The sequence below is a fragment of the Pseudomonas trivialis genome, from assembly GCF_036864995.1.
Taxonomy (GTDB): domain Bacteria; phylum Pseudomonadota; class Gammaproteobacteria; order Pseudomonadales; family Pseudomonadaceae; genus Aquipseudomonas; species Aquipseudomonas trivialis.
The window spans coordinates 1407775-1430958 of record NZ_CP142151.1; the positions used below are offsets into that span (position 1 = coordinate 1407775).

The 23184-nt window shown below is 62.2% G+C and carries 19 protein-coding genes and 1 pseudogene; 14 read left to right on the plus strand and 6 right to left on the minus strand.

Annotated elements, in window-relative coordinates; translation table 11 throughout:
* Nucleotides 1-317 precede the first annotated feature (317 nt).
* Nucleotides 318-2561 (minus strand): bifunctional diguanylate cyclase/phosphodiesterase, encoded by a 2244-nt coding sequence (locus tag VRB54_RS06200; RefSeq protein ID WP_338479961.1) that lies wholly within the window; start codon nt 2559-2561, stop codon nt 318-320.
* A 142-nt stretch (nt 2562-2703) separates the two neighbouring features.
* Nucleotides 2704-3072 carry a YkgJ family cysteine cluster protein gene (locus VRB54_RS06205; RefSeq protein WP_338479962.1) on the minus strand — a complete coding sequence of 123 codons (369 nt, stop codon included), beginning with the start codon at nt 3070-3072 and terminating at the stop codon, nt 2704-2706.
* A gap of 255 nt (nt 3073-3327) precedes the next feature.
* Here VRB54_RS06205 and VRB54_RS06210 point away from each other — a divergent pair, with 255 nt between their 5' ends.
* Nucleotides 3328-4671 (plus strand): MFS transporter, encoded by a 1344-nt coding sequence (locus VRB54_RS06210; RefSeq protein ID WP_338479963.1) that lies wholly within the window; start codon nt 3328-3330, stop codon nt 4669-4671.
* A gap of 173 nt (nt 4672-4844) precedes the next feature.
* On the opposite strand, the gene rapA is transcribed toward VRB54_RS06210, so the two are convergent.
* Nucleotides 4845-7691, minus strand: a complete 2847-nt coding sequence (rapA, locus tag VRB54_RS06215; protein WP_338479964.1) for an RNA polymerase-associated protein RapA — start codon at nt 7689-7691, stop codon at nt 4845-4847.
* 219 nt (nt 7692-7910) lie between these two features.
* On the opposite strand from rapA, the gene VRB54_RS06220 reads away from it, so the two are divergent.
* A complete protein-coding gene (locus tag VRB54_RS06220; protein WP_338479965.1) occupies nt 7911-8252 on the plus strand; it encodes an aspartate-semialdehyde dehydrogenase in 342 nt (113 codons plus the stop codon).
* 69 nt (nt 8253-8321) lie between these two features.
* The gene (locus tag VRB54_RS06225) at nt 8322-8483 is read left to right on the plus strand and encodes a hypothetical protein (RefSeq protein WP_169793792.1); all 162 of its coding nucleotides are present in this window, start codon (nt 8322-8324) and stop codon (nt 8481-8483) included.
* Nucleotides 8484-8780: 297 nt separating this feature from the next.
* Here the strand turns inward: VRB54_RS06225 and VRB54_RS06230 are convergent, their stop codons facing one another.
* Nucleotides 8781-10256: an inorganic phosphate transporter gene (locus tag VRB54_RS06230; RefSeq protein WP_338479968.1), complete on the minus strand. Its 1476-nt coding sequence runs from the start codon at nt 10254-10256 to the stop codon at nt 8781-8783.
* A 261-nt stretch (nt 10257-10517) separates the two neighbouring features.
* On the minus strand, nt 10518-10718 hold the full coding sequence (locus VRB54_RS06235; RefSeq protein WP_003231079.1) for a hypothetical protein: 201 nt from the start codon (nt 10716-10718) through the stop codon (nt 10518-10520).
* 520 nt (nt 10719-11238) lie between these two features.
* Here VRB54_RS06235 and pcaR point away from each other — a divergent pair.
* The 11 genes and pseudogenes from pcaR (at nt 11239) to pcaC (ending at nt 22121) form a co-directional block, all read left to right on the plus strand.
* Complete coding sequence (gene pcaR / locus VRB54_RS06240; RefSeq protein ID WP_209989709.1) at nt 11239-12081, plus strand: pca regulon transcriptional regulator PcaR; 843 nt, start codon at nt 11239-11241, stop codon at nt 12079-12081.
* A 144-nt stretch (nt 12082-12225) separates the two neighbouring features.
* A pseudogene (locus VRB54_RS06245) lies at nt 12226-13567 on the plus strand (MFS transporter).
* A 185-nt stretch (nt 13568-13752) separates the two neighbouring features.
* Nucleotides 13753-14610, plus strand: a complete 858-nt coding sequence (locus tag VRB54_RS06250) for a CoA transferase subunit A (RefSeq protein ID WP_338479969.1) — start codon at nt 13753-13755, stop codon at nt 14608-14610.
* Nucleotides 14610-15389: a CoA-transferase subunit beta gene (locus VRB54_RS06255; RefSeq protein ID WP_338479970.1), complete on the plus strand. Its 780-nt coding sequence runs from the start codon at nt 14610-14612 to the stop codon at nt 15387-15389. Before VRB54_RS06250 ends, VRB54_RS06255 begins: the two co-directional genes overlap by 1 nt.
* Nucleotides 15386-16588, plus strand: a complete 1203-nt coding sequence (gene pcaF, locus VRB54_RS06260; protein ID WP_338481062.1) for a 3-oxoadipyl-CoA thiolase — start codon at nt 15386-15388, stop codon at nt 16586-16588. Before VRB54_RS06255 ends, pcaF begins: the two co-directional genes overlap by 4 nt.
* 17 nt (nt 16589-16605) lie before the next feature.
* On the plus strand, nt 16606-17310 hold the full coding sequence (gene pcaH / locus VRB54_RS06265) for a protocatechuate 3,4-dioxygenase subunit beta (RefSeq protein WP_209989722.1): 705 nt from the start codon (nt 16606-16608) through the stop codon (nt 17308-17310).
* 1 nt (nt 17311) lies between these two features.
* Nucleotides 17312-17878 (plus strand): protocatechuate 3,4-dioxygenase subunit alpha, encoded by a 567-nt coding sequence (gene pcaG, locus VRB54_RS06270; RefSeq protein ID WP_338479971.1) that lies wholly within the window; start codon nt 17312-17314, stop codon nt 17876-17878.
* Nucleotides 17879-18066: 188 nt separating this feature from the next.
* Nucleotides 18067-19362: an MFS family transporter gene (locus VRB54_RS06275; RefSeq protein WP_338479972.1), complete on the plus strand. Its 1296-nt coding sequence runs from the start codon at nt 18067-18069 to the stop codon at nt 19360-19362.
* A gap of 10 nt (nt 19363-19372) precedes the next feature.
* Complete coding sequence (locus VRB54_RS06280; protein ID WP_338479973.1) at nt 19373-20737, plus strand: 3-carboxy-cis,cis-muconate cycloisomerase; 1365 nt, start codon at nt 19373-19375, stop codon at nt 20735-20737.
* A gap of 10 nt (nt 20738-20747) precedes the next feature.
* The gene (gene pcaD / locus VRB54_RS06285) at nt 20748-21539 is read left to right on the plus strand and encodes a 3-oxoadipate enol-lactonase (RefSeq protein WP_338479974.1); all 792 of its coding nucleotides are present in this window, start codon (nt 20748-20750) and stop codon (nt 21537-21539) included.
* A gap of 177 nt (nt 21540-21716) precedes the next feature.
* Complete coding sequence (gene pcaC, locus VRB54_RS06290; RefSeq protein WP_057007855.1) at nt 21717-22121, plus strand: 4-carboxymuconolactone decarboxylase; 405 nt, start codon at nt 21717-21719, stop codon at nt 22119-22121.
* 66 nt (nt 22122-22187) lie between these two features.
* Here pcaC and VRB54_RS06295 read toward each other — a convergent pair whose 3' ends face one another.
* The gene (locus VRB54_RS06295; protein ID WP_338481063.1) at nt 22188-23072 is read right to left on the minus strand and encodes a polysaccharide deacetylase family protein; all 885 of its coding nucleotides are present in this window, start codon (nt 23070-23072) and stop codon (nt 22188-22190) included.
* Nucleotides 23073-23184: the final 112 nt, after the last annotated feature.

Below are 23184 nucleotides of genomic sequence, written 5' to 3' on the forward strand. Positions count from 1 at the left end.
TTTGCGCGGTTGAAGTGTGTAGCGGAGTAACCGCTCAAGCGGTGATGGCACCTTGCCGTGGCGAAAGGTCACAGATAGGGTGACGTTAACGTCACGGGAACAGTTTTGAGCAGCGGGGCAGTCGGTAGAGATTGTTTCAGAATGTGGCAGAGCGATCATTATTTTTCGGCTGTCAGGGCTGTCAGATTGTCTTCGCGAGCAAGCTCGCTCTCACACGTGATCACATTCCTGCCGAATGAACACGGTCAAATTGTGGGCGCGGGCTTGCTCGCGAAAAATATCAACGGCGCCGCAGTTCTCATTGAATACCCGCAGCGTCACCGAATCGGCCTGACCAGGGCAGCAGGTCCCGGCTGGCTCTGCGCCGGCTCCTTGACCGCCGAAGCCTCGGGCGCCAGCGGATTACGCAGGTGAATCCCCTGAATCACCCCAATCACTTCACCCGCAGGCACCGCCGGGCTCAGTAGATAGCCCTGGATAAAATCGCAACCATGCTTGTGCAATAAGTCGAACTGCGCCTGGGTTTCCACGCCCTCGGTCACCACGTTCAGATGCAGGGTGTGCGCCATCCCGATAATGGCCTGGACAATCTCGATATCGGCGGCGGACTTGGGCAGGTCCTGGATAAACGAGCGGTCAATCTTCAGCGTGTTGAGCGGTAGTCGCTTGAGGTACGCCAGGGACGAATAACCGGTGCCGAAGTCGTCGATGGCCAGGGATACCCCCAGCGCACGAATGTGCCGCAACAGTGCCAGCGTGCTGCTGATATTGCCCATCAGCGCATTTTCCGTGACTTCCAGTTCCAGACGGGTAGCGGCGATCCCGGTTGAACGCAGGGCGTCTTCGACTTCATCGGCCAACTCATCGCGCGCCAGGTTCAGCGCCGAGCAGTTCACGGTCATGTTCAGGTCGCCATAGCCCTTGTCTGAAAAAACGCTCAAGTCATGACACGCCTGGCGCAACACCCAGTTATCCAGTTCGGCAATCAGCCCATTGCTTTCGGCGATGCCGATAAAACGGTCGGGTGCCAGCAGGCCGTGTTGCGGGTGCTGCCAGCGCACCAGTGCCTCCAGGCGGGTGACCTTGCCCAGTTTCATGTCGAAGATCGGTTGATAGAACAGCACCAGGCCGGTGCGCTCGCGCAAGGCTGCGCGCAACTCTTCTTCCAGCTGCAGCTCCAGGAAGGCGCGGGTTTTCAGGTTGGCGCTGAAGAAATTCAAGCTGTTGCGCCCCGCGTCCTTGGACTGGTAGAGCGCCAGGTCTGCGGTTTTCAGCAGTTCTTCGCAGGTTACGCCGTCATCGGGAAACAGGCTGATACCAATGCTGGTGGTCATCACCATGCGCCGCCCGGCCAGTTCGATGGGCTCTTTCATTTGCTGCATGATGCGTTGGGCCAGGTGCCGCGCTTCGTCGCGGTGGTGGATGCTGATGAGGATGCAGAACTCGTCGCCGCCAAAGCGTGCGACCACATCGGCATGGCTTCGCACCGAGCTCTTGATATGGCTGGCCAGCACGGTCAGCAACTGGTCGCCGGCGTCGTGTCCGAGGCTGTCGTTGATGCGCTTGAAGTGGTCAATATCGAGGAAGATCACCGCCATCATGCCACTGGCAGCGGTTTTCTCCGCGAGCTTCTCCGCGAAGATCTGATTGAAGCCCCGGCGGTTGAGCAGGCTGGTGAGTGCGTCGTAATGGGCCACCTGCTGCAGTGAAGCCCGCGCCTGGTCCAGTTCGCTGAGCAGCGCGTTGACCCGGCGCAGGTCGCGCTCCTTGTGCTGCAACTTCTTGTCGGCCAGGGCGGCGCTGATGCTGCTGCCGATCACCAGCAGCGTGATCACTGCCACCGAGAGGCCCAGTTGGATTGGATTATTGTCCGAAGGTGCGGACAGGTCGGCCCCGGCAGGCACCACCATCTGCATGGCGGCCATGCCGGTGAAATGCATGCTGATGATGCCAGCGCCAAGCACCAGGCTGGCGGCGTATTTGAGCAACTGGTGAAACACCCCCGCGCCGTTGCGCAGGTAACTCGACAGCAACAGGGCCGCGAGGCTGGCGCCGATGGCGATGGCCACGGAGGCCATGAACAGCCCGGCGCCGAAATACACCTGGGCCTGGGAGCGCATGGCCGCCATGCCCACGTAGTGCATCAGCGCGATGCCCATGCCCATCCACAGCGAAGCCAGCAGGTACTGATCAAAGCGCAGGGTCGCGTGGCTGAGGGTTTTCATGGCGAACAGCGACGCGACAAGTGCGATCAGCAGTGAAACGAACGTCGTGATCAGTTCATAGTGAATGGCGATCGGCACCTGAAATGCCAGCATGCTGATGAAGTGGGTGGACCAGATGCCGCCCGCCAGGCACCCGGCGCCCAGCCAGCGCCAGTGGCGACGCGCGGTGGGGTCTTCGACGTGGCCGACGCGCTCGGCCATGTCCAGCGTGCCGAAACCGGCCGCACAGGCGACCAGGTAGGCCAGCAGCACCAGAAAGGGGTTATGGCTGCAATTGAGTAATAAGTGACCGTTGTGCGGAAGGTCGATGAAAAAGTGCAGACCCAGCCATTCCATAGCATGTCCCGTCATTGCGTAGTTGCGTCACGGCATACGGCGATGACCTATGGGGACGAGTATAGAAGGCTCATGGAATTCGCAAGGCGTAATGGCACATTGCTGTCTTTTGATTTTGGCATGCCGGGCATAGCGTTTGGTGCTAAGCGCTGATGGGGAGCGCCAGTTCGAAAGAGGGTGCTTCCAGTGGCAACAGGCCGAACGCCGCGCGGGCCGCATCGCAATCGACGTTCTGCTCGCCCTGGCTCCAGGACGCGTCGAACTCGCGGCACGGGCTTGAGCGCAGTTCATAAATCGAACAGCTGGTGCCTTTGCCCACTTCACCCTCCAGGCTGCAGCAACGCGCGGGTTTCTGGTCGGTGCCGATCATCGCCACGCGAGTCGGGTTGATCTGTACCACCAGGTCATCGGGCACCGTGCCGCCGGATGAGGCGCACTCACCCCAGAAGAAAGACACACGAAAGTATGAACAGCAGGCACCGCAATTCAGACACGGACTGGCTTCGGACATGGGCGTCATCGATAAGAAAGGTAAGGGGGAGGTACAACGGGAAGGCTCGCCATTCTATCCGGGCCGTGGCTGTTGGGAAGAGGGGGACGCACTTATATTTTTTGTAGGAAAAGTCCCGGAATGCCGGGCCAAATCATGCCCTATCAGCTTTACGAATCATTACAGACAAGCGCCGCTTGCCTGACTATGTTGCAGTGACCTGAGCAGGATGCATCGGGCATCGCAGCGCTCATAACAATAAAAAGAGACGGACCCATGCAGAACTCGACCCAAGCGGCGAATGCCTGGCGCATTCTGTTCCTGCTGTTCCTGGCCAACCTGTTCAACTTCTTTGATCGCACCATTCCGGCGATCATCATTGAGCCCATTCGTATGGAATGGCACCTCAGCGACTTCCAGCTCGGCATCATCGGCACTGCGTTCACGCTTGTGTATGCCATCGCCGGCTTGCCGCTCGGGCGCCTGGCGGATACCGGTTCACGCAGCAAACTGATGGGCTGGGGCCTGTTTGCCTGGAGCGGGCTGACTGCCGTCAACGGTCTGGTCGGCAGTTTCTGGACCTTTCTGCTGGTGCGCATGGGCATCGGGATCGGCGAAGCCAGTTATGCGCCGGCCGCCAACTCGCTGATTGGCGACCTGTTTCCGGCGCACCGCCGGGCGCGGGCCATGGGCATTTTCATGCTCGGCCTGCCGCTGGGCCTGTTGCTGGCATTTTTTACCATCGGCTGGATGGTCAAGGCGTTCGACAGCTGGCGCGCGCCGTTCTTTATTGCGGCGGTGCCGGGGATGATCCTTGCGGTGTTCATGTTCTACATCAAGGAACCCAAGCGCGGCGCGGCGGAAACCGTGCAAGTCTCCCAGGAACGCGTCGACCGCCCGATTCGCCGTGTGCTGGCGGTGCCGACCTTCCTCTGGCTGGTGCTGGCCGGGCTGTGCTTTAACTTCGCCACCTATGCGTGCAACTCGTTTCTGGTGCCGATGCTGCAGCGCTATTTTCTATTGCCGCTGCAGGAGGCCGCAGTGGCCACCGGCGTAATCGTCGGCCTGACGGGGCTGGTGGGTTTGACGCTGGGGGGCTGGGTGGCCGACAAGATTCACCAGCGGGTCGCCAATGGGCGGTTGTTGTTTGCGGCGTTCAGCCTGATCATTTCCACCGTCACCACTGCCTGGGCGCTGCACGCCGGACGTATCGAGATTGGCGTGTTCGTGGCGCTGTTCAGTGTGGGCTGGCTGTTTGCGTATAACTTCTACACCTGCGTGTACACGGCGATCCAGGACGTGGTCGAACCCCGTTTGCGCGCTACGGCGATGGCGTTGTTTTTCGCCGGACTGTACCTGCTGGGCGGTGGGATGGGGCCGATTGTGGTGGGCGGGCTGTCTGATCACTTTGCGCATTCAGCGATGTATGCGGCGGGGGCGCAGCAGATGACCGAGGCTTACAAGGCGGTCGGGTTGCATGACGCCATGTACCTGATTCCGGTGGCGCTGTTTCTGACCATGCTGTTTCTGTTCCAGGCGTCGCGCAGTTTTGTGCGCGATGCCAAGAAGATGAAGGAGGGGCTGGGGGCTGTTGAGGTGCCGGATGCGGTGGTGGCTTGAGACCGGGTTGACTCTATCGGGAGCAAGCCCCCTCCCACATTTTATAAGTGTTCACCGTTCAAAATGTGGGAGGGGGCTTGCTCCCGATGCGGCCATCAAAGTCCCTGATATTCCCAAGTGAATAAAAAAGGCCCGCACGGTGCGGGCCTTCCTGTCAGCGGGCAGTGTGGAGATTAACCCGCCACCAGCACCCGGATCGCTTCGAGTCGCAGCGCTGCCTTGTCCAGCATCGCCAGGCCTTGCTCGCGCTGATTGCGCAGCGCCACCAGCTCGCTGTCCCGCACCGTCGGGTTGACTGCCTGCAGCGCGGTCAGACGCCCCAGTTCTTCGTCGGTGTCCGCCGCCAGGCGGCGCTTGGCTTCGGCCACACGCTCGGCATGACGCGGGCTGATCTTCTCTTCGCCGGCGTTGATGCGCGGGGTGAGTTGATCGCGCTGGGCCTGGATGAACTTGTTGGCGCTGGCCCGTGGCACGCTTTCGAGCTGGTCGTTGAGGGTTTCGAACGACACGCGCCCGGACAGGTCGTTGCCGTTTGGGTCCAGCAGGCAGCGCAGCGCCGCCGGCGGCAGGTAGCGACCCAGTTGCAGCGCACGCGGCGCGACCACTTCACTCACGTAGAGCAGTTCCAGCAGCACGGTGCCCGGCTTGAGTGCCTTGTTCTTGATCAGCGCCACCGCCGTGTTGCCCATGGAACCGGACAGCACCAGGTCCATGCCGCCCTGCACCATCGGGTGTTCCCAGGTGATGAACTGCATGTCTTCGCGCGACAGCGCCTGGTTACGGTCGTAGGTGATGGTCACGCCTTCGTCGTCGCCCAGGGGGAAGCTGGCGTCGAGCATTTTTTCGCTGGGCTTGAGGATCAGCGCGTTTTCCGAATGGTCTTCGCTGTCGATGCCGAACGCGTCGAACAGGGTTTCCATGTAGATCGGCAGGGCGAACTGGTCGTCCTGTTCCAGAATGTCCTCCACCAGCGCATCGCCTTCACCCGCGCCGCCGGAGTTGAGCTCCAGCAGGCGGTCGCGACCGGTGTGCAGTTCCTGCTCCAGACGCTCGCGCTCGGCACGGGCCTCGTCGATCAGGGCCTGCCACTCGCTGTCATCGGCGCTCTCCAGCAGCGGCAGCAGGCGCGGGCCGAACTGATGCTGCAAGGCGTTGCCGGTGGGGCAGGTGTTGAGGAAGGCGTTGAGCGCTTCGTGGTACCACTGGAACAGCCGCTCCTGCGGGCTGGTTTCCAGGTACGGCACGTGCAGTTCGATGATGTGCTTCTGACCGATCCGGTCCAGACGGCCGATGCGTTGCTCCAGCAGGTCGGGGTGGGACGGCAGGTCGAACAGCACCAGGTGATGAGCGAACTGGAAGTTGCGGCCTTCACTGCCGATTTCCGAGCAGATCAGCACCTGGGCACCGAATTCTTCATCGGCGAAGTAGGCTGCGGCGCGGTCGCGCTCGAGGATGTTCATGCCCTCGTGGAACACCGTGGCCGGAATGCCGGAGCGTACGCGCAGGGCGTCTTCCAGGTCCATGGCGGTTTCGGCGTGGGCGCAAATCACCAGGACCTTGGTGCGCTTGAGCATTTTGAGCTGGTCGATCAGCCACTCGACGCGCGGGTCGAAGCGCCACCAGCGGTGTTCTTCCTCGACGTCCGGCTGCGATTGGAAGCTGACTTCCGGGTACAGCTCGGCGTGTTCGCCCAGCGGCAGCTCCATGTATTCGTCCGGGTTGGGCAGCGGGTAGGCGTGCAACTTGCGTTCCGGGAAGCCCTGCACGGCGGCGCGGGTGTTGCGAAACAGCACGCGGCCGGTGCCGTGACGGTCGAGCAGCTCACGCACCAGGCGTGCACTGGCTTCGCTGTTGCCATCGTTGACGGCGGTGAGCAGCGCTTCGCCTTCGTTGCCGAGGAAACCCTGGATGGTCTTGTGCGCCTTGGGTGACAGGCGACCCTTGTCCAGCAACTCCTGCACGGCTTCGGCCACCGGGCGATAGTTCTCGCTCTCGGCGCGGAAGGCGTGCAGGTCGTGGAAGCGGTTCGGGTCGAGCAGGCGCAGACGCGCAAAGTGGCTGTCCTGGCCCAGTTGCTCAGGGGTGGCGGTGAGCAGCAGCACGCCGGGGATCACTTGCGCGAGCTGTTCGACCAGCGAATATTCCTGGCTGGCTTTTTCTTCGTGCCAGACCAGGTGGTGGGCTTCGTCGACCACCAGCAGGTCCCAGCCGGCGGCGAACAGCGCGTCCTGGGCCTTCTCGTCATCCACCAGCCACTCCAGCGCCACCAGCGCGAGCTGGGTGTCTTCGAACGGGTTGGAGGCATCGCTTTCGATAAAGCGCTCTTCGTCGAACAGGGCCACCTGCAGGTTGAAGCGGCGGCGCATTTCCACCAGCCACTGGTGCTGCAGGTTTTCCGGTACCAGGATCAGCACGCGGCTGGCGCGGCCCGACAGCAATTGGCGATGGATGACGAGGCCCGCTTCGATAGTCTTGCCCAGGCCCACTTCGTCGGCCAGCAATACCCGTGGCGCGATGCGGTCGGCGACTTCACGGGCAATGTGCAATTGGTGCGCGATGGGTTGCGCACGCACGCCGCCCAGGCCCCACAGCGAGGACTGCAATTGGCGGCTGGTGTGTTCCAGGGTGTGGTAGCGCAGCGAGAACCAGGCCAGCGGGTCGATCTGGCCGGCGAACAGGCGGTCGCTGGCGAGGCGGAACTGGATGAAGTTTGACAGTTGGGTTTCCGGCAGGGTGACCTGCTCGTTCTGCCCATTGAGGCCGTGGTACACCAGCAGGCCGTCGACGTCGTCGACTTCCTGTACGGTCATTTTCCAGCCTTCGAAATGGGTGATGGAGTCACCCGGCGAAAACCTCACGCGAGTGAGGGGCGCATTCCGTAGCGCATACTGGCGTGTGTCGCCAGTGGCCGGATAGAGCACGGTCAACAAGCGTCCGTCCTGTGCCAGAACGGTGCCTAACCCCAGCTCTGCTTCGCTGTCACTAATCCAGCGTTGCCCCGGTTGATACTGCTGCGCCATGCTGCCTGACTCCCGCCGTGAAAAAGCCGACTATCTTAACGGAACAAGGTCCGACCCCCAAGGACTCTGACGAAAACTACTCCGTTTGAGTGGAGGCGCGCGTCTTGAATCGACGGGTGGCGGGCACTTGTGAGTGTCGACTGAGTCACAGGTTGGCGACGCTGCGCTCAAGTCGGTGCGCAGCGCGCCGACAGCCTGAAGATCAGGAGAATAATTATTATGCTGCCACCCATGCTGCCCGTCAGCGTCGTACCGGTCACGTCGCAACTCGACCCGGTAAGGCCCAAGCCGGATATCCCGCCCGTGGTGCCGGTACAGCCGAGTTCCAACGAAAGCACCATCGACCTGAAGAAGGGCGATGCGGAGCAGTCGACCTTTCTGCTGCGCGAGGAACAACGCCGCCAGCAGGAACAGCAGAAGCGCCGCCGAGAAGCGGACCAGGACCCGGAACAGCACCTCGCGATTCCAGGCGACGTGCTCAATGCCGATAACACCGTGCCCGTCATCCCCCTGATCGAGGATGAGCCGCGTCAGGGGCTGTGGGTGGATGTCGAGGTGTGAAGGTGTATTTGCGGTCGCGCGGGGCAGGCCGCATTATTGCGCCATCCCCGCCACTACGTAAGCCAAGCCATGAGTGACGACGACAAGCTGATCGACCTGAATGCCGAACGTGCCAAGCGTGTGCATGACCTCAATGACAAGCGCTTGAATGAAGTGCGTCAGGCGTTTGAACAGGCAATGCCCTTGGCAAAGCCCAAGAAAAAACCGAAGAGCAAGCCGAAAAAGCGCTGAAACAGCGTGCGTCCATTGACCCTGGTCAATTCCTCGCTCCAGACTCTCCGTTAACGTGGCCCTATTGATGTTTATCCGCAAAGGTCTTTGCGGATCACAGGGCACGCAAGGCATTTTGGGCGACTTCGGTCGCCTTTTTTTTGCCTGAAATTCAGCTGCCGAGTATTTGCGGGGTGGCCCCATCCCTGTGGCAAGCCCGCTCGCCACAACGAGTTCGCTCTGCACACAGGATTCGGTGCAGCCAATAAAAAAGGTGCGAACCTCGCGGATCGCACCTTTTTTATTGCAGGCGGCTTATCAGCTGCCCAGCGCCTTGGACGCCAGCCAGAACAACCCGGCCGACAGGGCCACGGTTGCCGGCAGGGTCAGTACCCAGGCCATCAGGATGGTCTTGACCGTGCCACCCTGCAGGCCGCTTTTATTGGCGACCATGGTACCCGCCACACCCGACGACAACACGTGGGTGGTCGACACCGGCAAGGCGAAAATGTTGGCGAAGCCGATCATGGTGGCGGTGGTGATCTGCGCCGACATGCCCTGGGCGTAGGTCATGCCCTGCTTGCCGATCTTTTCGCCGATGGTCAGCACCACCCGCTTCCAGCCCACCATGGTGCCCAGGCCCAAGGCCAGGGCGACCGCCAGAATCACCCAGAACGGCGCATATTCGGTGGTGGCGGTCAGGTCTTTGCGCAGCTTGTCGAGGTCGGACTTCTCACGCGCATCCAGGCCAGGCAACTTGCCGACTTTCTTCGCGGTGTCGTCCAGGCAGAGCAGGTAGCGACGCACTTCGATGCGGTGGTCGGCACTCAGCGAATGATAGTCGGACACGCCTTTCAAGGTGTCGACCAGCGCATTGATGGTCGGCTCGGTCTGCTGCGGGTTGCACTGGAACTTGCCCGGCAGGTCGTCCTTCACGCTTTTGCCCAGTGCCAGGAACTCGCCGAGGGTGGCGTTGTTGCGCTGGTAGAACTGGCTCAAATGCACGGTGGCGTCGCGGGTGCGTTCGATCTGGTAGGTGGTGCTGCCCAGGTCGAGAACGAACTGCGCCGGCACGATGCCGATCAGCACCAGCATGATCAGGCCGATACCTTTCTGACCATCGTTGGAGCCGTGCACGAAGCTCACGGCCATGGCCGAGATCACCAGCACCAGGCGGTTCCAGAACGGCGGGTGTTTCTTGTCGTCAAGCTTGCGGCGCTGGTCAGGGGTCTTGTGCATCTTCGACAGCGGACGCCACCACTTCAGGCCGATCAGCACCAGGGCTGCGACGATGAAGCCGGCCATCGGCGAGAACACCAGCGAGGCGCCGATATCGACCGCCTTCTGCCAGTTCACGCCGTCCGCCAACGGAATATCGTTGATCAGGGCATTGGCCAGGCCGACGCCGAGGATCGAGCCGATCAGCGTATGAGAACTGGAGGCCGGAATACCGAAGTACCAGGTGCCCAGGTTCCAGGTGATCGCCGCTGCCAATAAGGAGAAGACCATGGCCAGACCGTGGCCGGTGTTCACATTGATCAGCAACTCCACCGGCAGCAGATGCACGATGGCGTAGGCGACGCCCACACCGCCGAGCAGCACGCCGAGGAAGTTGAACACCCCGGAGAAGAACACGGCCAGGTGTGGCGGCATGGCTTTGGTATAGATGACTGTGGCCACCGCGTTAGCAGTGTCATGAAAGCCGTTGATGAACTCGAAGGCGAGGACAAAGGCCAGGGCGAGCAACAGGCTCACTAGAACCCACGCATCCAGTCCGCTGAATAAATCGATCATGAAGGTTTTCTGACCCGGTCGTAAGGGGGCGCGATTATGCCAGAAAACCTCGGTAATCGATGCACTAGCTGCTCATCGGTAGCAATCTTCCCGGAAAAAATCTGTGGGAAACGCACGCATCCCAGCGTTTCCGGGGCTTTGACAAGTCGTTGATTTATAACGTGCGGGGCTGCAATGACGCGGTTTTGTCACAAAATCGTCACTTCTGAAACATTTGTATGAAAATTCCCTGGAGGCTGTAGGGCGCTCACCCCGAAGGGCTTATGACTCTTCGGCCTTGAGTTCCTGTTCAATCTTCTCGATTTCCTGAGCAAATGCCTGATCTAGCAAGCTGGCACGCTTGCGCCAAGGCTTGCGCTCCGGCTCAGGCTGCGCGGCGTAGGTGGTGACTTCCCCGCCGTAAACGTCCTTGTAACGTTGTTCCTGGCGCTCAAGTTCCGCGCGCAGTTCGTCTTTCGTCACAGTTGTTACCTAATTGAGTTGAGTTTAATTAATGTGCAGCGATAAGGCAGAAACTCGCGATCGAGGGTTCGAATTGAACAGTTGAACCGTTTAAGTAGAACATTAATGCCCGAGAGGACTTCGTTTAAAACCTTGCGTGTAACCGACGAAGCATTCAACGGGCGCCGTCCGGCGAGCTCCAAAGCCGATACTGATACCGGGCTGACCTCTGCATAGCCTGCATTATAGCGGCGCATTTGAATAACACTACCGGCATAAAGTTAAAAAGCCCTAACTTCGTGTGAGGGTTTTGTTACACAGGAGCCAGTATTGGCTGAAGAAGCTGATGTCATCACTAGTTGTTTTCATCGGCGATGAAGACGGATTAATTCAAGGCGTTATAGCGGGACAAATTGCGATAATCGACTGCTCGTCCGATAATCGCCCAATGACGCTGGCCTCGTCTTGTCTGCCGGGTCGGTGCGGTTTGTAATGGCGAGCAGCCCTCCCTGCGCTTGCAGAACAAGAAAAAGGACCCCAAATGAACGACCAATTGCGTAACGCCTTCGCATCGGTGGCGCCGCCAATCGTGGCTTCACCGGCCAAGCGCATCCAGGCGTTCACCGGCGATCCGGACTTCATGACCTCCCTGGCCCGCGGTCTGGCCGTGGTGCAGGCGTTCCAGGAGCGCAAGCGCCACCTGACCATCGCCCAGATCAGCCACCGCACCGAAATCCCCCGCGCCGCCGTGCGCCGTTGTCTGCACACGCTGATCAAGCTCGGCTACGCCACCACCGATGGGCGCACCTATTCGCTGTTGCCCAAAGTGCTGACCCTGGGCCACGCCTACCTGTCGTCGACCCCGTTGGCCGTGTCCGCCCAGCCGTACCTGGATCGCATGAGCGAGCAACTGCACGAAGCCTGCAACATGGCCACGCTCGAAGGCGATGACATTCTCTACATTGCCCGTTCCGCCACCACGCAACGCCTGATTTCGATAGACCTGTCGGTGGGCGGGCGCCTGCCGGCCTACTGCACCTCCATGGGCCGCATTCTTCTGGCAGCGCTGGACGACGCTTCGCTGCAGGATTACCTCGACCATGCCGACCTGCCCACCAAGACCAGTCGCACCCTGACCACTCCTCAAGCGCTGTTCGAATGCCTGCAACAGGTGCGCCAGCAAGGCTGGTGCATCGTCGATCAGGAACTCGAGCAGGGCCTGCGTTCCATCGCCGTGCCGGTGTACGACGCCTCCGGCCAGGTATTGGCCGCGCTCAATGTCAGCACCCATGCCGGGCGGGTCAGTCGCAGTGAGCTGGAGCAGCGTTTCCTGCCGAGCATGCTCAGTGCCAGTCGCGAGCTGAGTACCCAACTGTTTGCCTAAGCTGTTCGGTGACCGCACAGATCCGGGCGCGATGAATTGACGGTCTTTGCCCGCGCTTATTAATGTGCGGCAGCGCTCCCGGGCGCACCCAATAATAATGACGACCTCAGGTCGTTGGCCCGCCACCGGTGTGGAATAACAATAATGACGCAACCTTCTGTCGGCTCCATCCTGGACGTCCAGTCCTTCATCAATGCCCAGCCACTGTCACGCTACCAGTGGCGCGTGGTGATCCTGTGTTTTCTGATTGTCTTCCTCGATGGCCTCGACACGGCCGCCATGGGCTTTATCGCTCCGGCGCTGTCCCAGGATTGGGGTATAGATCGCGCCAGTCTCGGCCCGGTGATGAGCGCCGCGTTGATCGGCATGGTGTTCGGCGCCCTCGGCTCCGGGCCGCTGGCGGATCGTTTCGGACGCAAGGTTGTGCTGGTGGGGGCGGTGCTGGTGTTCGGCGCCTTCAGTCTGGCGTCGGCTCTATAGCTCGAATGTCGACCAACTGCTGGTGCTGCGCTTTCTGACCGGGCTGGGCCTGGGCGCCGGCATGCCGAATGCCACCACTCTGTTGTCCGAATACACCCCCGAGCGCCATAAATCTTTGCTGGTGACCAGCATGTTCTGCGGCTTCAACCTGGGCATGGCCGGTGGCGGGTTTATCTCGGCCAAGCTGATCCCGGCGTTCGGCTGGCACGCCTTGTTGATGATCGGCGGCATCCTGCCGTTGGTCCTGGTGGTGGCGCTGATACTGTGGCTGCCCGAATCGGCGCGCTACTTGGTGGTGCGCAATCGCGGCACCGACAAGGTGCGCGAGGCGCTGTCTCCCATCGAGCCCACGGTGGTCGCCCAGGCCAGCGCCTTCAGCGTGCCCGAGCAAAAAACCGTCAAGGCGCGCAACGTGTTCGCGGTGATCTTCTCCGGCACCTACAGCGCCGGCACCTTGTTGCTGTGGCTTACCTACTTCATGGGCCTGGTGATTGTGTACCTGCTCACCAGCTGGCTGCCGACCCTGATGCGCGACAGCGGTGCCAGCATGGAACAGGCCGCCTTCATCGGCGCGCTGTTCCAGTTCGGCGGCGTGTTGAGTGCGGTCGGTGTGGGCTGGGCGATGGACCGCTTCAATCCGCACAAGGTCATCGGCACGTTTTACCTGCTGGCGGGGGTCTTCGCCTATGCAGTGGGGCAGAGCCTGGGCAATATCACCCTGCTGGCGACGTTGGTGCTGATTGCCGGTATGTGCGTCAACGGCGCGCAATCGGCGATGCCGTCTCTGGCCGCGCGTTTCTACCCGACCCAGGGCCGCGCCACGGGGGTGTCGTGGATGCTCGGGATCGGCAGGTTCGGCGCGATCCTCGGTGCATGGATGGGCGCCACGCTGCTGGGCCTGGGCTGGAACTTCGAGCAGGTGCTGACTGCGCTGGTGATCCCTGCCGCGCTGGCTACTGCGGCCGTGCTCATCAAGGGCATGGTCAGCCATGCGGATGCCACCTGACTGATACCCCGCTATCGGGAGCAAGCCCCTCCCACATTGGACAAGAGTTAGCTCGCTAACAAATGTTCGATTATCGAACGGTTAGTCGATTATCGGATTGTTTGGCGCCATGCCCTCGGCTTAATCTTCAGGCACTTCGGCGCCACCTCAGCGCCTTTTTCGATCCACACCGGGAGCCCCACCCCATGGCTGACATTCTCACCCTGCGTGATGCGGTCAAGCGCTTCGTGAACGACGGCGACACCGTCGCTCTCGAAGGCTTCACCCACCTGATCCCTACGGCCGCAGGCCATGAAATCATTCGTCAGGGCAAGAAAGACCTGACGCTGGTGCGCATGACGCCCGACCTGATCTACGATCAGTTGATCGGTGCCGGCTGTGCGCGCAAGCTGATTTTTTCGTGGGGCGGCAATCCGGGTGTGGGCTCCCTGCATCGCCTGCGTGACGCGGTGGAAAAACAGTGGCCGCAGCCGCTGGAGATCGAAGAACACAGCCATGCAGACCTCGCCAATGCCTACGTTGCAGGGGCCTCCGGGCTGCCGTTCGCGGTGCTGCGCGCCTACGCCGGTTCCGACCTGCCCAAGGTCAACCCGCTGATCAAGACCGTGACCTGTCCATTTACCGGCGAAGTGCTGGCGGCGGTGCCGTCGGTGCGCCCTGATATCACGGTGATTCATGCGCAGAAAGCCGACCGCAAGGGCAACGTGCTGCTCTGGGGCATTCTCGGTGTGCAGAAGGAAGCTGCCCTGGCGGCCAGGCGCTGCATCGTTACCGTCGAGGAAATCGTCGACGACCTGAATGCGCCGATGAACAGCTGCGTGCTGCCGACGTGGGCCTTGACCGCCGTGTGCCATGTGCCTGGCGGCGCACATCCGTCCTACGCCCACGGCTACAACGAGCGCGACAACCGTTTCTATCAGGCGTGGGACCCGATTGCCCGCGACCGTGGGACCTTTACCGCCTGGATCGACGAATACATCCACGGCACTGCCGATTTCAGTGAATTCCAGGCCAAGCTGGCCACCGCGCAGGAGGCCAAGTAATGGCTTACTCGACCAATGAAATGATGACCGTCGCCGCCGCGCGCCGTCTCAAGAACGGCTCGGTATGCTTTGTCGGCATCGGCCTGCCGTCCAAGGCTGCCAACCTGGCGCGCCTGACCTCATCGCCCGATGTGGTGCTGATCTACGAGTCCGGCCCGATTGGCGCCAAGCCTTCCGTGTTGCCGCTGTCCATCGGCGACGGCGAACTGGCGGAAACCGCCGACACCGTGGTGCCCACCGGCGAGATCTTTCGCTACTGGCTGCAAGGCGGACGCATCGACGTCGGCTTTCTCGGTGCGGCCCAGGTCGACCGTTTCGGCAACATCAACACCACCGTGGTCGGTGACTATCACCAGCCCAAAGTACGCCTGCCGGGTGCCGGTGGCGCGCCGGAAATCGCCGGCTCCGCCAAAAGCGTGCTGATCATCCTCAAGCAGTCGGCGCGCTCGTTTGTCGACAAGCTGGACTTCATCACTTCGGTCGGGCACGGCGAAGGCGGTGATTCACGCAAGCGTCTGGGCCTGCCGGGCGCCGGGCCTGTGGGCATTATTACCGACCTGTGCATCATGGAGCCGGAAGAGGGCACCCATGAGTTCGTGGTCACCGCGCTGCACCCCGGGGTCACCCGCGAGCAAGTGGTGGCCGCCACCGGTTGGGCGATTCGCTTTGCCGACCAGGTCGACACCAGTGCCGAACCGACAGAGGTGGAACTGACCGCCCTGCGTGACCTTGAAGCCCGCACGGCCGCCGCCCACGGCCAAGCGCCTGGAGAAGCCTGATGCGCGACGTATTTATCTGTGATGCCATTCGCACCCCCATCGGCCGCTTTGGCGGTGGCCTGTCCACGGTGCGCGCCGATGACCTGGCCGCGCTGCCGATCAAGGCGCTGATGGAGCGCAACCCGTCGGTGGACTGGAACGCGGTGGACGAGGTGTTCCTCGGCTGCGCCAACCAGGCCGGCGAAGACAACCGCAACGTCGCGCGCATGGCGCTGTTGCTGGCTGGCCTGCCGCAGAGCATTCCCGGCGTAACCCTCAACCGTTTGTGCGCCTCCGGCATGGACGCCATCGGCACTGCCTTTCGCGCCATCGCCAGCGGCGAAATGGAGCTGACGATTGCCGGCGGCGTCGAGTCGATGTCCCGTGCACCGTTCGTGATGGGCAAGGCCGACGCCGCGTTTTCGCGCAACATTAAGCTTGAAGACACCACCATCGGCTGGCGTTTTATCAACCCGTTGATGAAAACCCAGTACGGCGTGGACGCGATGCCGCAGACCGCCGACAACGTTGCCGATGACTACAACGTGTGCCGCGCCGATCAGGACGCCTTTGCCCTGCGCAGCCAGCAACGCACGGCCGCTGCCCAGGCTGCCGGCTTCTTTGCCGAAGAAATCGTGCCGGTGCGGGTCGCCCATAAAAAAGGCGAAACCCTGGTGGAACACGATGAGCATCCACGGGACACCACCCTTGAGGCCCTGGCCAAACTCAAGCCGGTCAACGGCCCCGACAAGACCGTCACCGCCGGCAACGCGTCAGGCGTGAACGACGGTGCGGCGGCGCTGATTCTGGCGTCCGCCGAAGCGGTGAAAAAACACGGCCTCACGGCCCGCGCCCGGGTATTGGGCATGGCCAGCGCCGGTGTTGCGCCGCGTGTGATGGGCATCGGCCCGGTGCCAGCGGTGCGCAAGCTGGTGGAGCGCCTGGGCCTTGCCGTCAGCGATTTCGATGTGATCGAACTCAATGAAGCCTTTGCCAGCCAGGGCCTGGCGGTGCTGCGTGAGCTGGGGATTGCCGACGACGCACCGCAGGTCAATCCGAACGGCGGCGCTATTGCGCTTGGCCATCCGTTGGGCATGAGCGGTGCGCGGTTGGTACTGACAGCCCTGCATCAGTTGGAAAAAACCGGAGGCCATAAAGGCCTGGCGACTATGTGCGTGGGCGTCGGCCAAGGTTTGGCCCTGGCGATTGAACGCGTCTAATAAGAGAGGATTGCTCCATGAGTGACAAGCCCGGTTACCGGCGCCCGCAAGCGGGCACTCAACCTGATTACCTGCACCCGGCCTACCAGTCGACGAACCTGCGTTCGCCGTCCCGGCCGTTGGTGTTCCTGCCCCATTCACTGTCAGAAATTACCGGCCCGAGCATCGGCGCCGAGCGGGTCAATGAGACCGACAACGACCTCACCGCCCAGCATGACGGCGAGCCGCAAGGCGAACGCATCATCATCCATGGCCGTGTGCTGGATGAAAACGGTTTGCCGGTGCCAGGCATCCTGGTGGAAATCTGGCAGGCCAACGCCGCCGGCCGCTACAACCACCCGCGCGACCTGCACGATGCGCCCCTGGACCCCAACTTTACCGGCACCGGCCGCACCGTCACCGACGCCGATGGCTGGTACCAGTTCCAGACCATCAAGCCCGGCGCCTACCCCTGGGGCAATCACCACAACGCATGGCGCCCGGCGCATATCCACTTTTCGCTGTTCGGACCCAGCGTGCTGACCCGGTTGGTGACGCAGATGTACTTCCCCGGCGACCCGCTGCTGGAATACGACCCGATCTACAACTGCGTGCCGGACACCTCGGCCAAGCAGCGCCTGATCGCCAGCTTCGACCTGGAAAAAACCATTCCTTCCTATGCCCTCGGCTACCGCTGGGACATCGTCCTGCGCGGCCGCGACGCCACGCCGATGGAGAAATGAGATGAGCCTGTATGCAACCACGTCCCACACGGTGGGGCCTTACTACCACATCGGCCTGACCTGGCTAAACCGCGAAGACTTGACCGTCGCCGCCACCCTGGGCGACCGCGTGGCGATCAGCGGGCAAGTAGTGGATGGCAACGGCGATGTGGTCAACGACGCCATGCTCGAGGTCTGGCAGGCCAACGCCGCCGGCAAGTACGACCACCCGGAGGATGAGCAGGCCAAACCCGTCGACCCGAATTTCGAGGGTTTTGGCCGCGTGCCAGTGGATGCCGAAGGGCGGTTCCGCTTTACCACGATCAAGCCGGGCAGCGTTCCCGGGCTCAAGGGCACAACCCAGGCGCCGCACCTGGTGGTGCTGGTGTTCGCGCGGGGCCTGGTGAAGCACTTGCTTACGCGGATTTATTTTGCCGGCGAGGCGTTGAATGGGGATGACCCGTTGCTGGCCTGTGTGCCGGCCGAACGGCGCGGGACGTTGATTGCCGAGCAGGATGGGGCCGGTGTGTATCAGTGGAATGTGATTTTGCAGGGCACCGATAAGGAAACGGTGTTTTTCGATTACTGAGTTGGCCTGAAATCCAATCGGGAGCAAGCCCCCTCCCACATTTTGATTTGTGAATACATTCAAAAATGTGGGAGGGGGCTTGCTCCCGATGAGGCCCTTTGAGTCAGAACATCTTCAAACTCTTCTTGCAAGACATGGTTATTGCAAAGTATGTCTAGGCTATACCCGTTCACACTGAGTAAAAAACCATGACAACAACAACGATTCACTACACCGGGGAAGAACGCCGCAAACGTATTTTTGCGATCGTCGGCGCGTCCTCCGGCAACCTCGTCGAATGGTTCGACTTCTACGTCTACGCCTTCTGCGCCATTTACTTTGCCCCGGCGTTTTTCCCCTCGGACGACCCCACGGTGCAGTTGCTCAACACCGCAGGTGTGTTCGCCGCCGGGTTCCTGATGCGGCCCATCGGTGGCTGGTTGTTTGGCCGGGTGGCCGACAAGCACGGGCGCAAGAACTCGATGATGATTTCGGTGCTGATGATGTGCGCCGGCTCACTGGTCATCGCCTTTCTGCCCACCTACAAGGACATCGGCATCTGGGCGCCGGTGCTGCTGCTGATGGCGCGGCTGTTCCAGGGGTTGTCGGTGGGTGGCGAATACGGCACCACAGCCACCTACATGAGTGAAGTCGCCCTCAAGGGCCAGCGCGGTTTCTTCGCTTCGTTCCAGTACGTGACCCTGATCGGCGGGCAACTGCTGGCGGTGTTGGTGCTGGTGATCCTGCAACAGATTCTCAGCGACGAAGAACTGCATGCCTGGGGCTGGCGCATTCCGTTCGTGATCGGCGCCATTGCGGCGGTCATCTCCCTGCTGCTGCGCCGCACCCTCAAGGAAACCGCCAGCACGGACGTGCGCCAGGACAAGGACGCCGGCAGCATAGCCGCGCTGTTCCGCGATCACCGAGGGGCATTCATCACCGTGCTCGGCTACACCGCCGGCGGCTCGCTGATTTTCTACACCTTTACCACCTACATGCAGAAATACCTGGTGAACACCGCTGGCATGCACGCCAAGACCGCCAGCTACATCATGACCGGCGCGCTGTTTGTGTATATGTGCATGCAGCCGCTGTTCGGCATGCTCTCGGACCGGATCGACCGGCGCACTTCGATGCTCTGGTTCGGCGCCCTTGGCACCCTGTGCACGGTGCCGATCCTGATGACCCTGAAAACCGTGACAAACCCGTTCCTGGCGTTTGTGCTGATCTCCCTGGCGCTTGCTATCGTCAGCTTCTATACCTCGATCAGCGGGCTGGTCAAAGCCGAGATGTTCCCGCCCCACGTACGCGCCCTTGGCGTGGGCTTCGCTTACGCCGTGGCCAACGCGATCTTCGGCGGTTCGGCGGAGTATGTGGCGCTGGGCCTCAAGTCCCTGGGCATGGAAAACACCTTCTACTGGTACGTCACCGGCATGATGGCGGTGGCGTTCCTGTTCAGCCTGCGTCTGCCGAAACAGGCAGAGTACCTGCACCACGATTTGTAAGGGATCCGTTATGACGCTGCGCACGAGCAACCAATTGTTCGACGCCTACTTCACCGCCGACAGCATGGCCGAGGTGTTCTGCGACCAGGGCCGCTTGCAGGGCATGCTGGATTTCGAGGCGGCGCTGGCCCGCGCGCAGGCCCGGGTCGGGTTGATTCCGCAGGCCGCCGTCGCGCCGATTGCCCAGGCGTGCCTGGCCTCGCTGTACGACGTCGACGCCCTGAGCGTGGCAATTGCCACCTCGGGGAATTCGGCCATCCCGCTGGTCAAGGCACTGGGCAAGCTGATCGCCAGCGAGGACGCCGGGGCCGAGCGTTATGTGCATTTGGGCGCAACCAGCCAGGACGTGATGGACACCGGCCTCGTTCTCCAGGTGCGCCAAGCACTGGCACTGATCGACGCGGACCTGGCGCGCCTGGGAGACGTTCTCGCTGCCCAGGCCCAGCGCTACGCAGCCGTGCCACTGGCCGGGCGCACCTGGCTGCAGCACGCCACGCCAGTCACCCTGGGGATGAAAATCGCCGCTTGGCTGGGTGCGGTGACTCGCAGTCGCCAGCGCCTGGCGCAGTTGAAGCCGCGCTTGCTGGTGCTGCAGTTCGGCGGTGCGTCCGGCACCCTGGCGGCGCTGGGTGAGCAGGCCATGCCGGTGGCCGAGGCGCTGGCGGCAGAATTGCACTTGAGCCTGCCCGAACAACCCTGGCACACCCAGCGTGACCGTCTGGTGGAGTTCGCTGCGGTGCTTGGCTTGATCGCCGGCAGCCTCGGCAAGCTGGGCCGCGACATCAGCCTGCTGATGCAGACCGAAGCCGCTGAAGTCTTCGAGCCGTCGGCGCCGGGCAAGGGCGGTTCATCCACCATGCCGCACAAGCGTAATCCGGTGGGAGCCGCCGTGCTGATCAGCGCCGCCACCCGTGTGCCGGGGCTGGTGGCGACCATGTTCAGCGCCATGCCCCAGGAACACGAACGCAGCCTGGGCTTGTGGCACGCCGAATGGGAAACCCTGCCGGAGATCTGCCGGCTGGTGTCCGGTGCGCTCAAGCAGGCGTTGCTGGTGAGTGAAGGCCTGGAGGTCGACGCTGAGCGCATGACGCGCAACCTCGACCTCACTCAGGGCCTGGTGCTGGCCGAAGCGGTCAGCATCGTGCTCGCCCAACGCCTGGGCCGCGAAACCGCGCACCATCTGCTGGAGCAATGCTGCAAGCGTGCGGTCGCCGAGGGCCGTCATTTGCGCGCGGTGCTGGCCGATGAAGCGCAGATCACCGCTGAGCTGTCAGCGGCCGAACTGGACCGCCTGCTCGACCCGGCGCACTACCTGGGCCAGGCACACACCTGGGTCAGCCGCGCCGTCACCGAACATTTTGCCTTGAATGCCTGAGGAGGCCGCCGTGCCCTTTGCCCAACTCGCCGACGGCGAACTGCATTACCAACTCGACGGGCCTGCCGATGCCCCGGTGCTGGTGCTGTCCAACTCGCTGGGCACCGACCTGCATATGTGGGATATCCAGATGCCTGCGTTTACCCGGCATTTTCGCGTGCTGCGCTGCGACACCCGTGGCCATGGCAAGTCACTGGTCACGCCAGGGCCCTACAGCATTGAGCAACTGGGCCGAGACGTGTTGGCGCTGCTGGATGCGCTGGGTATTCAGCGCGCGCATTTCTGCGGGCTGTCCATGGGCGGGCTGATCGGCCAATGGCTGGGCATCAACGCCGGCACACGCCTGCAACGCCTGGTGGTGTGCAATACCGCCGCGAAGATCGGCACCCCCGAGGTGTGGAACCCGCGCATCGAGACCGTGCTGCGTGACGGCGCGGCGGCGATGGTAGCGCTGCGTGATGCGTCGATTGCCCGCTGGTTCACCGCTGACTTTGCGGCGGCGAATCCGCACCAGGCGCAACAGATCACCGACATGCTCGCCAACACATCGCCCGCGGGCTACGCCGCCAACTGCGCCGCCGTGCGCGACGCGGATTTGCGCGCGCAACTGGCCTCGATCAAGGTGCCGACGCTGGTGATCGCTGGCACTGAAGATGCCGTGACACCCCCGGCCGGCGGCCACTTTATCCAGAACCATGTGCAGGGCGCCGAATACGCCGAGTTCTATGCGGCGCACCTGTCCAACGTTCAAGCGGGCGCCGCGTTCAGCGACCGCGTTATCGAATTTCTGCTGGCCCACTGACCCAGTGATGGCTGGTCTTGCGGTGGCGAGCGGTATCGTTGTGGCGAGCGGGCTTGCCCCGCGTTGGAGTGCGAAGCGCTCCCAGGATTTTTGGGGCCGCTGCGCAGCCCAACGCGGGGCAAGCCCGCTCGCCACAAAAAAACCGCGCGCCACATTTGCTGTTCAGAGGAGCTTTTTGTGGACGAGAAACAACGTTATGCCGAGGGACTCAAGGTGCGCCGCGAAGTGCTGGGCGATGCCCATGTCGATCGCAGCCTCAACGCCCTGACCGAGTTCAACGGCGAGTTCCAGGAGATGATCACCCGTCACGCCTGGGGCGATATCTGGACCCGCCCGGGTCTGCCTCGGCATACCCGCAGCCTGATCACCATCGCCATGCTGATCGGCATGAACCGCAGTGAAGAGTTGAAACTGCACCTGCGCGCCGCCGCGAGCAATGGCGTGACCCGTGCCGAGATCAAGGAAGTGCTGATGCAGAGCGCGATCTACTGCGGGATTCCAGCGGCGAACGCAACGTTCCACCTGGCCGAATCGGTGTGGGATGAGTTGGGGGTTGAGTCTCGCCAACAAGATCCGACGTGAAATACGCTCAGAAAGGTGGGAGGGGGCTTGCTCCCTCCCACAGGGGACCCTCACATGCTCAACACATCAGTGTGAATCGGCATCCCACACCCAATTCCACACCCCCGGCAGGTGCACCGGCGCATTCACATCCTTGATCGTGCGTGCCAGCGCCGCGTGTTGCAGGGCGGCGGTGTTGGTGTAGAACGGCTCGGCGGCGGTCCTCATGCCATTGACTCGCGCGCTGTCGAGCAGGATCTGCAGATATTCCTGCATGTGCCGCGCCGTGTAGCGGTTGATGTCATGGAAGGTCACCACCACCGGAATCACCCCATCCACTGTCGGCAGTTCGCCCAGGGCAATGTGTTCGCGCACCACCGACAACTGTCGGTACAGGTTGGCGCGCCGCCGGGGGCTGGCGTTGAAGCCCCAGATCTTTCCGTCATTGGCGCTCAGGTCGGTAAGCAACACGGCCATGCCATGGCGCTGGTAGGCGGCGAAGGTGCGCTTGTCGTAATTCCAGAACGGCGGACGCACCAGCACGGGCGGTGCGCCGGTGATCGTGGCAATGTCCGCTGCGCCCAGGCTGAGGGTGCGCTCCAGTTCAGCATCGCTCAACCAGCGGTGGTTGGTGTGAAACGCGGTCGCGGTGTGGAAACCCAGTACATGCCCGGCGGCAAACTCACGCACCATGGTCTTGCGCCCGCGCGCACTGCCGCCGGAACGCGCCCCTTCGGTCTGCACGAAAAACACCGCCTTGATGCCCGGCAAAATCGCGTTGTGCGCCAAGTCACCCAGCACCGAACGGCTCGGGTTGTTGTAGCCCGAGGCGCTGGGACCGTCATCGAAGGTGATTAAAAAGCGGATCGGCGCCTGGGCCTGCAAACGCTGCGCGGTCTGTGGCGTCAAGGCGATGGGCTGGCCGATACAGCCGCTGAGCAGAACCGACAAAAAGACAATGAGGTATTTCATGGCGGCCTTGGCGAAGAGGTAGGCGTCCGTGTCGTTGGGGTCCATATGCCGGGTGAGGGCGCGTGCACAATACAGCATGCACACGCCGCGATCACCGGTATAAATGGCCGCC

Bases quoted from the DNA above. Each gene is read 5' to 3' on its own strand.
- VRB54_RS06275 (WP_338479972.1), top strand. From the start codon at position 18,067: ATGACAACAACAACGATTCACTACACCGGGGAAGAACGCCGCAAACGT.
- VRB54_RS06210 (WP_338479963.1), top strand. From the start codon at position 3,328: ATGCAGAACTCGACCCAAGCGGCGAATGCCTGGCGCATTCTGTTCCTG.
- pcaG (WP_338479971.1), top strand. From the start codon at position 17,312: ATGAGCCTGTATGCAACCACGTCCCACACGGTGGGGCCTTACTACCAC.
- VRB54_RS06255 (WP_338479970.1), top strand. From the start codon at position 14,610: ATGGCTTACTCGACCAATGAAATGATGACCGTCGCCGCCGCGCGCCGT.
- VRB54_RS06295 (WP_338481063.1), bottom strand. From the start codon at position 23,072: ATGAAATACCTCATTGTCTTTTTGTCGGTTCTGCTCAGCGGCTGTATC.
- VRB54_RS06205 (WP_338479962.1), bottom strand. From the start codon at position 3,072: ATGTCCGAAGCCAGTCCGTGTCTGAATTGCGGTGCCTGCTGTTCATAC.
- VRB54_RS06225 (WP_169793792.1), top strand. From the start codon at position 8,322: ATGAGTGACGACGACAAGCTGATCGACCTGAATGCCGAACGTGCCAAG.
- VRB54_RS06250 (WP_338479969.1), top strand. From the start codon at position 13,753: ATGGCTGACATTCTCACCCTGCGTGATGCGGTCAAGCGCTTCGTGAAC.
- pcaR (WP_209989709.1), top strand. From the start codon at position 11,239: ATGAACGACCAATTGCGTAACGCCTTCGCATCGGTGGCGCCGCCAATC.
- rapA (WP_338479964.1), bottom strand. From the start codon at position 7,691: ATGGCGCAGCAGTATCAACCGGGGCAACGCTGGATTAGTGACAGCGAA.
- VRB54_RS06200 (WP_338479961.1), bottom strand. From the start codon at position 2,561: ATGGAATGGCTGGGTCTGCACTTTTTCATCGACCTTCCGCACAACGGT.
- VRB54_RS06280 (WP_338479973.1), top strand. From the start codon at position 19,373: ATGACGCTGCGCACGAGCAACCAATTGTTCGACGCCTACTTCACCGCC.
- VRB54_RS06220 (WP_338479965.1), top strand. From the start codon at position 7,911: ATGCTGCCACCCATGCTGCCCGTCAGCGTCGTACCGGTCACGTCGCAA.
- pcaH (WP_209989722.1), top strand. From the start codon at position 16,606: ATGAGTGACAAGCCCGGTTACCGGCGCCCGCAAGCGGGCACTCAACCT.
- VRB54_RS06230 (WP_338479968.1), bottom strand. From the start codon at position 10,256: ATGATCGATTTATTCAGCGGACTGGATGCGTGGGTTCTAGTGAGCCTG.